Here is a 14248-nt window from a genome sequence, read left to right as displayed (position 1 = left end):
ATGCAGACTCGTGTCGTCATCGTGCCCGGCTGGCGCGACTCCGGGCCCGGCCATTGGCAGAGCCTGTGGGAAGCGCGCATTCCGGGCGCGGCGCGGGTCGCGCAGGACGACTGGGCCTCGCCCAAGCGCGATGCCTGGGTGCCCGCGCTGGCCAGGCTGGTGCTCGAAAGCGAAGGCCCCGTGGTCATCGCGGCGCACAGCCTGGGCTGCATTGCCACGGCGCACCTGCCGCCCGAGGCCGCCGCCCGCATCCAGGGTGCGCTGCTGGTGGCGCCGGCCGACCCGGAGCGTCGCGCGGTGCTGTCCGACTTCGCGCCCGTGCCGTATGCGGCGCTGCCGTACCGCAGCATCGTGGTGGCGAGCAGCAACGATCCCTATTGCCCTATCCGCCTCGCGGGTGCCTATTCGCGCGCCTGGGGCAGCGAGTTCGTGCGCATGCAGAATGCGGGGCACATCAACATCGATTCGGGGCACGGAGACTGGCCGCTCGGCCTGGCCCTGCTGCAATCGTTGACCGACGAACCCGCCGCCTGGTCGGCCGGTCGTGAATTTTCAGACAACCTGGCAACCACATGACTTCCAGAATCAAGACCCTCGTCGCCGTGCTCGCGCTGGCGTCCTCCGCACTCGCCGGCAGCAACGCCTTCGCCCAAGGCACGGGGTTGCTGAACGCCTCGTACGACGTGGCGCGCGAGTTCTACAAGGACTACAACGCGGCCTTCGTGGCGCACTACAAGAAGACGACGGGCAAGGACGTCAAGATCGATCAGTCGCACGGTGGCTCCAGCGCCCAGGCGCGCGCCGTGGCCGACGGCCTCGATGCCGATGTGGTCACCATGAACACCTCGACCGACATCGACTTCCTGGCCGGCACCGGCGTGGTCGCCAAGGACTGGAACAAGAAGTTCCCCGACAACGCATCGCCCACCACGTCGACCATGCTGCTGCTGGTGCGCAACGGCAACCCCAAGGGCATCAAGGACTGGGACGACCTGATCAAGCCGGGCGTGCAGGTCGTGATCGTCAACCCCAAGACCGGCGGCAACGGCCGCTACGCCTACCTGGCTGCCTGGGGCTACATCAAGAAGAAGGGCGGCACCGACGCCCAGGCTGCCGAGTTCGTCGGCAAGCTGTTCAAGAACGTGCCGGTGCTGGCACGCGGCGGCCGCGACGCGACCACCGCCTTCCTGCAACGCAACATCGGCGACGCGCTGATTACCTTCGAATCCGAAGTGGTCTCGATCGACCGTGAATTCGGCACCGGCAAGGTCGACTCGGTGTACCCGTCGATCTCCATCGTGGCCGAGAACCCGGTTGCCATCGTCGAGCGCACCGTCAAGAAGAAGGGCACGGGCGAACTCGCCAAGGCCTACCTCGACTGGCTGTACTCCGAAGAAGCGCAGGAAATCGCCGCCAAGCATGCACTGCGTCCGCGTTCGCCGGCCGTGCTCAAGAAGCACGCCGCGACCTTCAAGCCGCTGCAGCTGTTCACGGTACAGGAACTGTTCGGCAGCCTGACCGAAGCGCAGAAGGTGCACTTCAATGACGGCGGTCAGTTCGACAAGCTCTACACGCCTGGCGCAAAGTAAATGAGTGGCGCTGCTTCTTCGGCGCTCCCGGCAGCGGGAGCGCCTTTTTCACGTTCCAACCGGGCAGGAGGCGCCAAGCGCGTGCTGCCCGGTTTCCACATCACGCTCGGCTTCACGGTCTTCTACCTGTGCCTGATCGTGCTGATCCCGCTGTCGGCGCTGGTCTTCAAGACCTTCACCATGACCTGGGAGCATTTCTGGGTGTCGGTGACCGCGCCGCGCGTGATGGCCTCGTACCGCCTGACCTTCGGCGCCTCGCTGATCGCGGCCATGGTGAATGCGGTGTTCGGCCTGCTCGTGGCGTGGGTGCTGGTGCGCTACAAGTTCCCGGGCAAGCGCATCGTCGATGCGCTGGTCGACCTGCCGTTCGCGCTGCCCACGGCCGTGGCCGGCATCTCGCTCACGGCGCTGCTCGCAGGCAACGGCTGGATCGGGCAATTGCTCGAGCCGTACGGCATCAAGCTGGCGTTCACGCCGGCGGGCATCGTGATTGCGCTGATCTTCATCGGGCTGCCGTTCGTGGTGCGCACGGTGCAGCCGGTGCTCGAAGACACCGAGAAAGAACTGGAAGAAGCCGCGACGTCGCTGGGCGCCACGCGCTTGCAGACCTTCACCCGGGTGATCTTTCCGGCGATTGCGCCGGCATTGCTCACGGGCTTTGCCATGGCGTTCGCACGTGCCATCGGCGAGTACGGCTCGGTGATCTTCATCGCCGGCAACATGCCGATGATTTCCGAGATCACGCCGCTCATCATCATCGGCAAGCTGGAACAGTACGACTACACGGGCGCCACCGCGGTCGCGCTGGTGATGCTGGTGCTGTCGTTCATCCTGCTGCTGGTCATCAACGGCCTGCAAGCCTGGCAACGCAAGCGCGCAGGAGCCTGACATGAGCGCACCTTCCAAGATCATCCGCCGCGCACAGGCCGGCACCACCGAGTCGGCCTGGGTCCGCTGGACGCTGATCGGCATCGCGCTCGCGTTCATGTTCCTGTTCCTCGTGCTGCCGCTGGCGGCCGTGGCGGTCGAAGCGCTGCGCAAGGGTCTCAACGCTTATCTCGAGGCGCTGAAGGAGCCCGATGCGTGGAGTGCGATCCGACTCACGCTCATCACCGCCGCCATCGCCGTGCCGATGAACCTCGTCTTCGGCGTGGCCGCGGCCTGGGCCATCGCCAAGTTCGAGTTCCGTGGCAAGGCCTTCTTGACCACGCTGATCGACCTGCCGTTCGCGGTGTCGCCGGTGGTCGCGGGCCTGATCTACGTGCTGGTGTTCGGCGCGCAGGGCTGGTTTGGCCCGTGGCTGGCGGAGCACGACATCAAGATCATCTTCGCCGTGCCCGGCATCGTGCTGGCCACCGTGTTCGTGACCTTTCCCTTCATTGCGCGCGAACTCATTCCGCTGATGCAGGCGCAGGGCACCGACGAAGAGCAGGCCGCCATCGTGCTCGGCGCGACCGGCTGGCAGACCTTCTGGCGCGTGACCTTGCCCAACATCAAGTGGGGCCTGCTGTACGGCGTGATCCTGTGCAACGCGCGCGCCATGGGTGAGTTCGGCGCGGTGTCGGTGGTGTCGGGCCACATCCGCGGCCAGACCAACACGATGCCGCTGCACGTCGAAGTGCTCTACAACGAATACCAGTCGGTGGCTGCGTTTGCCGTGGCTTCGCTGCTGGCGATCCTGGCGCTGGTCACCCTGGTGATCAAGTCGGTCATCGAGTGGCGCCATGAGCGCGAAATGAAAGCCATCGCCGAGCTGCCGCCCGAGCGTCCCCCCGAGCCTTCGGCGGCCTGAGAAGACGAGAGAACAAGACCATGAGCATCGAAATCCGCAACATCAGCAAGCAGTTCGGCGACTTCCGGGCGCTGAACAACGTGAACCTCGACGTCGAGTCGGGCGAACTCGTCGCGCTGCTCGGCCCCTCGGGCTGCGGCAAGACCACGCTGCTGCGCATCATCGCGGGCCTGGAAACGGCCGACACCGGCAGCATCCATTTCTCGGGCGAAGACACGACCGACGTGCACGTGCGCGAACGCCAGGTGGGCTTCGTGTTTCAGCACTACGCGCTGTTCCGCCACATGACCGTGTTCGAGAACGTGGCCTTCGGCCTGCGCGTGAAGCCGCGCAAGGAGCGCCCGAGCGACGCGCAGATCAAGCAGAAGGTGACCGACCTGCTCAAGCTGGTGCAGCTCGACTGGCTGGCCGACCGCTACCCGTCGCAGCTGTCCGGCGGCCAGCGCCAGCGCATCGCGCTGGCCCGTGCGCTGGCGGTGGAGCCCAAGGTGCTGCTGCTCGACGAACCCTTCGGCGCGCTCGACGCCAAGGTGCGCAAGGAACTGCGCCGCTGGCTGCGCCGGCTGCACGATGAGCTGCACGTCACCTCGATCTTCGTCACGCACGACCAGGAAGAAGCGCTCGAAGTGGCCGACCGCGTGGTGGTCATCAACAAGGGCCGCATCGAGCAGGTCGGCTCGCCGCAGGACGTGTGGGACAAGCCCGCGAGCCCGTTCGTCTACGGCTTCCTGGGCGACGTGAACCTGTTCCACGGCCGGGCCGACAACGGCGCCGTGCAACTGGATGGCATGCGCATCGACTCGCCCGAGCACAGCACCGCGCGCGACGCCAAGGCACTGGCCTACGTGCGCCCGCACGACCTGGACGTGACCCGCTACGTGGCGGGGGCCACCGGCATCGTCGCCACGCTGTCGCGCGCGATTGTGGTCGGACCGATCGCGCGGCTGGAACTTGAGCCCACTGAAACGAATCCAGATAATCCGGGCTCCGGAACCATCATCGAAGCGCAACTCCCTGCGCAACAGTTCCGCGACCTGGACTTGAAGGAAGGCGACACCGTCGTCGCCAACCCCCGCAAGGCCAGGGTGTTCGTAGAAGAAGATTGGGTGTCTCCTTGATCCATTGGTACTTCGGCGCGCCGCGCCGCGCGCTCGCGCTGATCTGCCTGGCCTGTGTCCTGATGCTGGCCTTCGGGCTGTATCTGCAACACGTGGTCGGGCTCGAACCCTGTCCCATGTGCATCGTGCAGCGCTACGCGCTGATGCTCGTGGCGCTCTTCACGGGCCTGGCGGCGCTGTTCAACAGCCGCGGCCTGCAGGTGACGGGCGGGGTGCTGGCGCTGGCGGCGGCGGTGGGCGGTGCCTACACGGCGGCGCAGCAAAGCTGGCTGCAGTGGTATCCGCCCGAAGTCGTTTCGTGCGGGCGTGACCTGTACGGAATGATCGAGACCTTCCCGCTCAAGCGCGCGCTGCCGATGATCTTCCGCGGCGGCGGCGACTGCTCCAAGATCGACTGGTCGCTGTTCGGCCTGACGCTGGCGAACTGGTCGTTCATTGCATTCACGGTGCTGGCGCTGTTGCTCCTCACCTTGCTGCTGCGTCGGCGCACGGCGCGCTGAGTTCTTTTTCAGTAATTTTTGCGGCGTGGCCCGCTGCCTTTCGAGGGCAGCGGGCCACGCCGTTTTCAATGGCTGCGCCGCTGCGGGCCGAGGCGAAGGCCCGTCGAAATTGCGTGCTTTAGCAGGCCTTCAGCAACCGGGGCTAGGATCAATCGCATCCTTTCCCGGGTTCCGCCGCCCGTTTCATCCCACTGTCACTGCATGCCCACCACTCCCTCGCGACGATCGCGCAAGCTCCTTGTCGGCCTGGCCTTGCTCGTCGTGCTGGCCATCGCGGCCTTCTTCTGGCTGAGCCCGCCGAAGAAAACCGACTACCTCACCGCCACCGTGCAGCGCGGCGACCTCGAGAACGCGGTGCTCGCCAGCGGCGTGCTGCAGGCCTTCAAGCAGGTCGAGGTGGGTGCGCAGGTGTCGGGCCAACTCAAGTCGCTGAAGGTGGTGCTCGGCCAGCCCGTGAAGAAGGGCGACTGGCTCGCCGAGATCGACCCCGTCATCTCGCAGAACACCCTCGCGCAGGAGCAGGCCAAGCTCGAGAACCTGCAGGCGCAGAAGCTCGCGAAGGAAGTCCGCGTGAAGCAGGCCGAGCTCACCTGGGCGCGCCAACGCGACATGCTGGCGCAGGACGCCGCCGCGCGCCAGGACCTGGAAGGCGCCGACACCGAACTGCGCGCGCTGCGCGCCGACGCCGTGTCGCTCGACGCGCAGATCCGCCAGCAGAAGCTGGCCCTGGCCTCGGCGCAGACCAACCTGTCGTACACGCGCATCATGGCGCCCATCGATGGCGACGTGGTGTCGATCAACACGCTCGAAGGCCAGACCGTGGTGGCCTCGTTCCAGGTGCCCACGCTCATGAAGCTGGCCGACCTGTCGACCATGACCGTGAAGGCCCAGGTGTCCGAGGCCGACGTGGTGCGCGTGAAGGCGGGCCAGCCCGTGTACTTCACCATCCTCGGCGACCCCGACACGCGCTACCACGGCACGCTGCGCGCGGTGCAGCCGTCGCCAGAGAAGATCAACAACGCCGTGTTCTTCAACGCGCTGTTCGACGTGCCCAACCCCGACCGCACGCTGCGCGTCGACATGACGGCGCAGGTCGCCATCCTGCTGGGCGAGGCGAAGCAGGCGCTGACCGTGCCGCTCACTGCGCTCGGCACGCGCGACAAGGACGGCCGCCATGAAGTGCGCGTGCTCCTGCCCGACCAGCGCGTGGAAAAGCGGCAGGTGCGTCTCGGCATCCGCAACAACTTCCAGGCCCAGGTGCTCGAAGGCCTGGAGGAGGGCGACAACGTCATCACCGGCGACGCGTCGGCATTGGAGAAGACCGACGGCAGCGGCAACGACAGCGGCAACCGGAGGCCGCGCCAGTGACGCAGCCGTTGCTGACCCTGCGCGGCATCGGCCGCAGCTTTCCCTCGGGCGAGCAGGAGGTCCAGGTGCTGAAAGATGTCGACCTGGACATCGGCCACGGCGAAATGCTGGCCATCGTCGGCGCCTCGGGTTCGGGCAAGTCGACGCTCATGAACATCCTCGGCTGCCTCGACCGGCCGACCACCGGCACCTACACCGTGTCGGGCCAGGACGTGGGCACGCTCGACAGCGACGCGCTCGCTGCACTGCGGCGCGAGCACTTCGGCTTCATCTTCCAGCGCTACCACCTCATGCAGCACCTGACGGCCACCGGCAACGTCGAGGTGCCCGCCGTCTACGCCGGCACCGAGGGCACGGCGCGCGATGCGCGGGCGCGGCAACTGCTCGCGCGCCTGGGCCTCGAAGACCGCACCGAGCACCGGCCGAGCCAGCTCTCGGGCGGCCAGCAGCAGCGCGTGAGCATTGCGCGCGCGCTGATGAACGGCGGGCAGGTCATCCTGGCCGACGAGCCCACCGGCGCGCTCGACAGCAAGAGTGGCCAGGAGGTCATCGGCATCCTGCGCGAGCTGCATGCGCAGGGGCACACCATCATCATCGTGACGCACGACATGCAGGTGGCGCGCTGCACCGAACGCATCATCGAGATCGCCGACGGCGTGATCGTCGGCGACCGGCCGAACGTACCGACCGTGGCCGCACCCGCGCAGACGGTGGGGGACGACACCCCGGCACCACCCGCGATGACGCGCCCCACGCTCGGCATCGCGCGCTTCAGCACCGGCTGGGCGCGTTTTTCCGAAGCCTTCCGCATGGCTTGGCGTTCGATGATGGCGCACCGCATGCGCACGGCGCTGACCATGCTGGGCATCATCATCGGCATCACCTCGGTCGTGTCGATCGTGGCCATCGGGGAGGGCGCCAAGCGCTTCGTGCTGGCCGACATCAAGGCCATCGGCACCAGCACGCTCGACATCTACCCGGGCCGCGACTTCGGCGACGACAAGGCCGCGAGCATTCGCACGCTGCTGCCCGCCGATCTGCAGGCCATTGCCGCGCAGCCCTTCGTGCACAGCGTCACGCCCACCACCCTGCGCAGCCTGCGCTTGCGCTACCGCAGCGCCGACGTGAGCGGCAACGTGAATGGCGTCAGCGACAACTTCTTCAGCGTGCGCGACATCCAGATGGCCAGCGGCGCGCCGTTCAACGCCAACGACGTGCGGCAGCAGTCGCAGGTGGTGGTGATCGACCAGAACACGCGGCGCAAGCTCTTTCCCGAGGGCACCGACCCGATCGGCAAGGTCATCCTCGTGGGCAGCCTGCCGTGCACCGTGATTGGCGTGGCGCAGGAAAAGAAGAGCATGTTCAGCGAGAACAAGTCGCTCAACATCTGGCTGCCCTACAGCACCGGCGCGAGCCGCCTGTTCGGCCAGCAGCACTTCGACGGCATCACCGTGCGCATCCGCGACGACCAGCCCACCAAGGCGGCCGAAGAGAGCATCGTGCGGCTGCTCACGCTGCGCCACGGCGGCAAGGACTTTTTCACCTTCAACATGGACAGCATCGTGAAGACGGCCGAGCGCACGAGCCAGTCGCTCACCCTGCTGCTGTCGCTGATCGCGGTGATCTCTCTGGTGGTGGGCGGCATCGGCGTGATGAACATCATGCTGGTGTCAGTGACCGAGCGCACCCGAGAGATCGGCATCCGCATGGCCGTGGGCGCGCGCCAGAGCGACGTGCTCCAGCAGTTCCTGACCGAGGCCGTGCTCGTGTGCCTGGTCGGTGGATTCATCGGTGTGCTGCTGTCGTACGGCATCAGCTTTCTGTTCTCGGTGTTCGTGAAGCAATGGCAAATGATCTTTTCGCTGGGGGCGGTGGTGTCGGCCTTCCTGTGCGCGTCGCTCATCGGCGTGCTCTTCGGGTACCTGCCGGCGCGCAACGCCGCGCGGCTCGACCCGATCGAGGCACTGGCCCGTGAGTAGCGCGCGCCTGACCTTGGGAGCGCTCGCCATCGCGCTGGTGCTCGGCGGCTGCACGCTGTTCCAACCGGAGCGGCGCGAACAGCGACCGCTCGGCGTGCCGCAGGCGTGGCAACAGCAGCAGCCCATGCCGCAGAACGCGGCGGTCATACCGCAGAACGCGGCGGTCATACCGCAGACCCGTTGGTGGACCGCCTTCAACGATGCGCGGCTCGACACCCTCATCGACAACGCCCTGCGCACCAACAACAACCTGGCGGCCGCAAGCATCCGCGTGCAGCGCGCGCAGTTGCAGGCCGGCTTGGCGAACACGAACCTCACGCCGGGCGTGGCGGGGCAAGTCGGCACCAGCCGCAGCTTCGACCTGAAGCGCGGCAACGTGGCCGGGTCGAGCGCGAACTCCTCGCTGAACCTGAGCTACGAAATCGACCTGTGGGGCCGCCTGTCGGCGCAACGCAGCGTCGCCGACTGGGAGCTGCAGGCCACCCGGTCCGACCGCGAGGCCACGGCGTTGGCGCTGGTGGGCACGACTGCCGGGCTGTACTGGCAGACCGGCTACCTGAACCACCGCATCGCGCTGAGCGAAGCTGGCATGGCCGATGCGCGGCGCATCCAGGCGCTGGTGCGCGCCAAGTACGCGGCGGGGGCAGTGTCCGGGCTCGACGTCGCGCAGGCCGGCCAGAACCTCGCGAGCCAGGAAGCAGCGCACACGCAGCTGCTGCAGCAGCGCGTCGAAGCGCGCAACGCCTTGGCGATCCTGTTCGACATGCCGCCCGACACTCCGAGAGAGGAGCCGTCGCAACTGCCGGATACGGCTTTGCCAGTGATCGATGCCGGCCTGCCCGCGAACCTGCTCGGAAGTCGTCCCGATCTGCGTGCCGCGGAACAGCGGCTGCGCGCGTCGCTGGCGAACGTCGATGCGACGCGCACCAGCTTCTATCCCGTGCTGAGTCTCACCGGCTCGCTGGGCGCGGGGAGCAATGCACTGGGCGAGGTGCTAAAAAACCCGATCGCCACGCTGGGTGTCGGCCTGGTGTTGCCTTTCCTGCAATGGAACACCGCGCGGCTGACCGTCGCTGTGTCGCAGACGCAGTACGAAGAAGCGGTCATCGGATTCCGCCAGTCGCTCTACACCGCGTTGTCCGAGGTGGAGAACGCGCTGTCGTCACGGACTCAGCTGCAGGACGAAAGCGTGAAGCTGGCGGTGGCGCTGCAGCAGGCGCAGCGCGCGGAAGCGCTGTCGGAAGTGCGCTACCGCGCCGGCGCCACCGCGCTGCAGCCGGTGCTCGATGCCAAGGACAAACGCCGCATCGCAGAGGTGTCCGTGGCGCAGAACCGGTTGAACCAGCTCAACGCCACGATGACGTTGTACAAGGCGCTGGGCGGCGCAGCCATCGCCGAGTAGGAAGAGGAAGAGGGGAAGAGCTCCCACACCACAGCAGGTGCCCGGCAGGCGGTGCGGTGTGGGCGGCCCCTCTGTGCCGCCGAGGAGCGCAGCGTTTCGCGGATCAGGGCTTGCAGCTGTTTGAGCCGAAGGCGAGTTCTGCAAGACCCCGCGAAACGCGAGCACCGCAGGGGAGCCGCGAAGCGACCGGCACAGTGGGGCCGACCGCGCCGTACCGCCTGTCGGGCGCCCCTCAAAAGAGACCTAAGCCTGAAACGGCGGCGCGCCTCGCAGCTTGCGCAGCAACAGGCCCGGCAGCCGCAAGACAAACTCGACCATCAACCGCGTGTGCATCCAAGTCAGCAGCACGTTGTCGCGGCCATAACGAAAGTGCGACACCCCGCCTTCCTCGGCCGTCAGGTACTTCACAGGCGCATCGATATTCACCGGCTTGACCCCGCGCCAGGCCAGTCGCACGACCGCCTCGGTGTCGAAGTCGAACCGCCGCATCCACGGTTGCCGCGCCATCACCGCGATCAGGTCGACCACCGGGTACACGCGAAAGCCGTAGAGCGAATCGCCCACGCCCGCGAACAGCGTTTCGAGTTGCGTCCAGCCATTCGACACCCGCCGCCCGCGTACCCGCAGCAGCGGCGCGCTGGCGTCGAACACGGGCCGGCCCAGCACCATCGTCTCGGGCCGCGCCAGCGAGGCTTGCATGAAAGAGGGGATCAGGTCCGCCGGATGCTGCCCGTCGGAATCCATCGTGAGCGCGTGCGTGAAGCCGGCTTCTTTCGCGGCCCGCAAGCCGTGCAGCACCGCCGAGCCCTTGCCCTGGTTCTGCGGCAGCACCCACACGCGCAGACCGGGGTCGCCGGCCGCCATCTGCTGCAGCCGCTCGCCCGTGCCGTCGTTGCTGCCGTCGATCACCACCCACACCGGGTTCCATTGGGCCCGCGCCGCGGCGACCGTCGAGAACAGGCGCTCGCCCGTGTTGTAGCTGGGGATCAGGACAAGGTGGGTGCGCGAGGCGTCTGCTGGCATTCGGGGGGCGCGTCGGTGGCGCGCTGCTCCATGTGTTGACGGAAATAGTGTTCCAGCTCGACCTGCAACGCATCGCTGTCCTGCGTCGGCGCAAAGCGCTTGCCCAGCCGCAGCGTGAAGACGATGGGCAGCGGTGGCACGCGCCACAGCGGCCAGCCCTTGCCCAGGTAGGGCGAGTCGGTGTCGATGAACACGGTCTGGATCGGCGCTTGCGCCAGCTTGGCGATCAGCGTGGTGCCGGGACGAAACGGGTTGAGCGGCGGCGTCACTGTGCGCGTGCCTTCAGGGAAGATCACGAGCTGGCCGCCCTGGCGCAAGTCGTTGACCGCCAGGCGCACCATGGTGCGGGCCGACTTGTTGCTGATGTAGCGCGCCAGCCGGGCGCCCGCGCCGAGGAAGATGTTGCCCATCAGCTCGGCCTTCATGATGCAGGCGCTGCGCGGCAGCCGTGCCACCAGCAGCAGCGCATCGAGCATGGTCGGGTGGTTGGCCACGAAGATCACGCCGGGTTCGTTGCGCATCGGGTCCAGGCACGAGGCGTCGATGCGCATCATGCCGGTGACAGACGCGAGCCACCAGAACATCCGGTAGGCAAAGGCGATGGTCATGCGGCCCAGCGCGCGCGCCGGTGCGGCCGGCAGCACCGGGTACAGCAGCATGGCGACGAAGTTCCAGACCAGCGAGATCAGGCCGAGGAACAGGAGCAGCGCGTAGAGCATCAGCGCGAGCGGGATCGACGTGAGAAAACGCAGCACGTTCATGGGTGGTGTCGGTCGGACGGGCGGCGGACCGCTCAGGCGGCCTGCAGCTGGCCGGCGGCGACCGTGTGGGCCTCGATCTCGACCAGCAGATCGCTGCGGCAGATGTCGGCTTCCAGGTACACCGCGTGGCGGGCCATCGGCGCGTGCGCGCCGAGCGCGGCTTCGATCACCTCGCGCACGGCCTCGGTGTCCGACGGATGCCGCACGTACACCACGCCATCGAGCGCGTCGAGCGAGAACCGCGCGGTGGTCTGCGCAAGGGCGGAGGCGATCACGGCCTCGAGGTTGCGCAGCGTTTCGCGGGTTTGCTCACGCACGTCGCCATGGTGCACGGTTTCGTGGCCGACGATGCTTGCCGTGCCCGAGATAAAGAGCGCGACCTGGCCGTCGCCGATGTCCGCCAGCGCGGCGCGCGAAAAGGTCGGCGAGCGCGGGCCGTAGGTTTCGGGATAGCGGTAGGCCGACACCTGCCGCGGGTTTTCAACCGGCAGCGGCGCGGCGCGTCCCGCGAGGAATCGGATCGACAGCGCGCCCTGACGGATGCCCAGCGCGCAGGCGGCCGGTGCGCCCTCGAAGGCGGCACGGCCGGCTTCGAAGAAAGCCTCTTGCCGGCCCAGGTTGAACTGGCGGTAGCGTTCGAGCCCGCCGCCGTCGGCATTGATGCGCGGCAGATAGTTCCAGATGCGCTGCAGGTGCGGCGTGCCGGCCTGCTCGAGCGTGCGGAACAGGTCGCGGTAGGCGCGCTGTGCAAGCTCGGTCAGGCTCTGGCCTTCCACAGCTTCATCGAGGTCGATGGCGCCGAGCAGCCAGTGCCCGTCGGTGCGCCAGCGCGCGATGCCGGTGGTGCCCGATCGGACCTGGGTTCCGTCGCCCACGTGCCACACGTCGGCCATCGCGCCTTGCGGCGACAGCACGCGCGCATTGACCGTGGGCATCCAGGCGACACCGTGCGGCGTGCCGTAGCCGAGTGCGGCAAAGGGGGCATGGCTGTGCGTGGCCAGCGCGAGGCTGTCCGGCAGCGAGAGGCGCTCCACGCGCAAAGGGGAATGAAGGTGGTCGTCCTGGGGGCGCACGTTCAGCGAACCTCGTCGGCGGTGGATTCGGGTTTGCGGCCGGTGTAGGCCGAGAAGACCCCGAGGCTCGCGTAGCGGCGCACCTCGCCGAAACCGGCGGCGCCCAGCGCCTGCATGACGCGCTCGGGCGGGATGCAGGCCTCGATGGTGTCCCAGTAATAGCGCCACAGTTCCGAGGTGTCGCTGCGGCGGCCGACCACGCGGGCGATCAGCGGCACCACGGCGCGCATGTAGCCCTTGAGCAGCGCCGTGGCGATGCGGCCTTCGGGCTTGGTGATCTCGAGCACCACCACGCGGCCGCCGGGGCGCAGCACGCGGTGGAATTCGGAAAAGGCGGCGGCCACATCGCTGATGTGGCGCATGGCGTAGCCCATGCTCACGAAATCGCAGCTGGCGTCGGGCCGGGGCAGGGCCTCGGCGACGCCTTGAATCAGTTCGACGCCGGGCAGCCGGACCTGGCCCATCATCCCGACGCTGGGGTCGACGCCGGTCAGTTTGCCGGTAGGGCCGATGATCTTCAGGGCCTCGCGGGCGACGAGCCCGGTGCCGATGCCCACGTCGAGCACCTGTGCGCCCGCCGCGAGGCCGGCCTGCTTCAGCGCGTCGCGCCGGTACGCGGGGCCGGTGCCGAAGGCCAGCACGGCTTCGATGCGGTCGTAGTCCGCGGCCGTGCTGTCGAAGATGCGCCGCAGGAATGCCTGATGCTCCGCTTCGGTGTTGTAGTACAGCGGCAGCGGGGCGTGCGGCGGCAGGGCGTCGGGATTTCCCGTACCGGCAATAGGCGATGGCGTCATCGAACAATTATCACCAATTGGTCCGGGCGGAAATCCCGGGCGCCGGGGGAGCGTTGTGTGCGCCGGACAGTAAACTCCACACTTGCTTTGAAAACACACGACAGCGAGAGAGATAGCCATGGCCGGACATAGCAAGTGGGCAAACATTCAGCACCGCAAGGGCCGCCAGGACGAGAAACGGGGCAAGCTCTGGACCCGTGCCATCCGTGAAATCACGGTGGCGGCACGCGCCGGCGGCGCCGACCTCAGCGCCAACCCCCGGCTGCGGCTGGCGGTCGAAAAGGCCAAGGCGGTCAACCTGCCGATCGACACCGTCAAGCGCAACATCGACAAGGCCACGGGCAACCTCGAAGGCGTCAACTACGAAGAAATTCGTTACGAAGGGTACGGCATCGGCGGCGCGGCGATCATCGTCGACACCATGACCGACAACCGCGTGCGCACCGTGGCCGAAGTGCGCCACGCCTTCTCCAAGTACGGCGGCAACATGGGCACCGAAGGCTCGGTGGCCTTCCAGTTCAAGCACTGCGGCCAGATCATCTTTGCGCCCGGCACCAGCGAGGACAAGGTCATGGAAGTGGCCCTCGAAGCCGGCGCCGAAGACGTCATCACCGACGACGACGGCGCCATCGAGGTGCTCACCGCCATCGGCGACTTCGAGGCCGTGAAAAACGCGCTCGAAGCCGCAGGCCTGAAGCCCGACGCCGCCGAAATCACGATGCGCGCCGAGAACACCGTGGACGTGACCGGCGAAGACGCCGCCAAGATGCAGAAGCTCCTCGACGTGCTCGAGGACCTGGACGACGTGCAGGACGTTTATCACAACGCCGCACTGTCCGACTGAGCGAA

The 14248-nt window shown here is 67.4% G+C and carries 14 protein-coding genes; 10 read left to right on the top strand and 4 right to left on the bottom strand.

The features are described from left to right. The 9 genes from RZE79_RS16255 to RZE79_RS16215 all read left to right on the top strand — a co-directional run bounded on the left by RZE79_RS16255 (window position 1) and on the right by RZE79_RS16215 (window position 9748). Window positions 1–576 (top strand): alpha/beta hydrolase, encoded by a 576-nt coding sequence (locus RZE79_RS16255; protein WP_319355412.1) that lies wholly within the window; start codon window positions 1–3, stop codon window positions 574–576. Next, window positions 573–1589 (top strand): sulfate ABC transporter substrate-binding protein, encoded by a 1017-nt coding sequence (locus RZE79_RS16250; RefSeq protein WP_319355411.1) that lies wholly within the window; start codon window positions 573–575, stop codon window positions 1587–1589. Before RZE79_RS16255 ends, RZE79_RS16250 begins: the two co-directional genes overlap by 4 nt. After that, window positions 1590–2477, top strand: coding sequence for a sulfate ABC transporter permease subunit CysT (gene cysT / locus RZE79_RS16245; protein ID WP_319355410.1), 888 nt, complete (start codon window positions 1590–1592; stop codon window positions 2475–2477). It abuts the gene before it with no gap. Window position 2478: 1 nt separating this feature from the next. After that, the gene (gene cysW / locus RZE79_RS16240) at window positions 2479–3381 is read left to right on the top strand and encodes a sulfate ABC transporter permease subunit CysW (RefSeq protein ID WP_153284104.1); all 903 of its coding nucleotides are present in this window, start codon (window positions 2479–2481) and stop codon (window positions 3379–3381) included. A gap of 20 nt (window positions 3382–3401) precedes the next feature. Continuing rightward, entirely contained in the window at window positions 3402–4499 is a 1098-nt protein-coding gene (locus RZE79_RS16235) for a sulfate/molybdate ABC transporter ATP-binding protein (protein WP_099789544.1), read from the top strand. Further along, window positions 4496–4999: a disulfide bond formation protein B gene (locus RZE79_RS16230; RefSeq protein WP_153284105.1), complete on the top strand. Its 504-nt coding sequence runs from the start codon at window positions 4496–4498 to the stop codon at window positions 4997–4999. The genes RZE79_RS16235 and RZE79_RS16230 overlap by 4 nt, the downstream gene beginning before the upstream one ends. A 201-nt stretch (window positions 5000–5200) precedes the next feature. Continuing rightward, a complete protein-coding gene (gene macA / locus RZE79_RS16225; protein WP_319355409.1) occupies window positions 5201–6367 on the top strand; it encodes a macrolide transporter subunit MacA in 1167 nt (388 codons plus the stop codon). After that, window positions 6364–8346, top strand: a complete 1983-nt coding sequence (gene macB / locus RZE79_RS16220; RefSeq protein ID WP_319355408.1) for a macrolide ABC transporter ATP-binding protein/permease MacB — start codon at window positions 6364–6366, stop codon at window positions 8344–8346. Before macA ends, macB begins: the two co-directional genes overlap by 4 nt. Continuing rightward, complete coding sequence (locus tag RZE79_RS16215; protein WP_319355407.1) at window positions 8339–9748, top strand: efflux transporter outer membrane subunit; 1410 nt, start codon at window positions 8339–8341, stop codon at window positions 9746–9748. Before macB ends, RZE79_RS16215 begins: the two co-directional genes overlap by 8 nt. A gap of 243 nt (window positions 9749–9991) precedes the next feature. Here the strand turns inward: RZE79_RS16215 and RZE79_RS16210 are convergent, their stop codons facing one another. Genes RZE79_RS16210 through RZE79_RS16195 form a run of 4 tightly spaced genes read right to left on the bottom strand, consistent with a single transcriptional unit; the run spans window position 9992 to window position 13399 of the window. Beyond that, a complete protein-coding gene (locus RZE79_RS16210; protein ID WP_319355406.1) occupies window positions 9992–10771 on the bottom strand; it encodes a glycosyltransferase family 2 protein in 780 nt (259 codons plus the stop codon). Continuing rightward, a complete protein-coding gene (locus tag RZE79_RS16205; protein ID WP_319355405.1) occupies window positions 10735–11532 on the bottom strand; it encodes a lysophospholipid acyltransferase family protein in 798 nt (265 codons plus the stop codon). The genes RZE79_RS16210 and RZE79_RS16205 overlap by 37 nt, the downstream gene beginning before the upstream one ends. 32 nt (window positions 11533–11564) lie before the next feature. Continuing rightward, the gene (locus RZE79_RS16200) at window positions 11565–12605 is read right to left on the bottom strand and encodes a Rid family hydrolase (protein ID WP_319355404.1); all 1041 of its coding nucleotides are present in this window, start codon (window positions 12603–12605) and stop codon (window positions 11565–11567) included. Window positions 12606–12607: 2 nt separating this feature from the next. Further along, window positions 12608–13399: a class I SAM-dependent methyltransferase gene (locus RZE79_RS16195; RefSeq protein ID WP_319355403.1), complete on the bottom strand. Its 792-nt coding sequence runs from the start codon at window positions 13397–13399 to the stop codon at window positions 12608–12610. A 118-nt stretch (window positions 13400–13517) separates the two neighbouring features. On the opposite strand from RZE79_RS16195, the gene RZE79_RS16190 reads away from it, so the two are divergent. Then, window positions 13518–14243 carry a YebC/PmpR family DNA-binding transcriptional regulator gene (locus RZE79_RS16190; protein WP_153284113.1) on the top strand — a complete coding sequence of 242 codons (726 nt, stop codon included), beginning with the start codon at window positions 13518–13520 and terminating at the stop codon, window positions 14241–14243. Window positions 14244–14248: the final 5 nt, after the last annotated feature.

Origin of the sequence: Variovorax sp. EBFNA2, assembly GCF_033802765.1 — a bacterium.
Classification (GTDB): Bacteria; Pseudomonadota; Gammaproteobacteria; order Burkholderiales; family Burkholderiaceae_C; genus Variovorax; species Variovorax paradoxus_H.
The sequence above is the reverse complement of the archived record's forward strand: the minus strand, read 5'-3'. Positions and strand labels throughout refer to the sequence as shown.

Coding starts and splice junctions, on each gene's coding strand:
- RZE79_RS16255 (WP_319355412.1), top strand. CDS start 1: ATGCAGACTCGTGTCGTCATCGTGCCCGGCTGGCGCGACTCCGGGCCC.
- RZE79_RS16250 (WP_319355411.1), top strand. CDS start 573: ATGACTTCCAGAATCAAGACCCTCGTCGCCGTGCTCGCGCTGGCGTCC.
- cysT (WP_319355410.1), top strand. CDS start 1,590: ATGAGTGGCGCTGCTTCTTCGGCGCTCCCGGCAGCGGGAGCGCCTTTT.
- cysW (WP_153284104.1), top strand. CDS start 2,479: ATGAGCGCACCTTCCAAGATCATCCGCCGCGCACAGGCCGGCACCACC.
- RZE79_RS16235 (WP_099789544.1), top strand. CDS start 3,402: ATGAGCATCGAAATCCGCAACATCAGCAAGCAGTTCGGCGACTTCCGG.
- macA (WP_319355409.1), top strand. CDS start 5,201: ATGCCCACCACTCCCTCGCGACGATCGCGCAAGCTCCTTGTCGGCCTG.
- RZE79_RS16210 (WP_319355406.1), bottom strand. CDS start 10,771: ATGCCAGCAGACGCCTCGCGCACCCACCTTGTCCTGATCCCCAGCTAC.
- RZE79_RS16205 (WP_319355405.1), bottom strand. CDS start 11,532: ATGAACGTGCTGCGTTTTCTCACGTCGATCCCGCTCGCGCTGATGCTC.
- RZE79_RS16195 (WP_319355403.1), bottom strand. CDS start 13,399: ATGACGCCATCGCCTATTGCCGGTACGGGAAATCCCGACGCCCTGCCG.
- RZE79_RS16190 (WP_153284113.1), top strand. CDS start 13,518: ATGGCCGGACATAGCAAGTGGGCAAACATTCAGCACCGCAAGGGCCGC.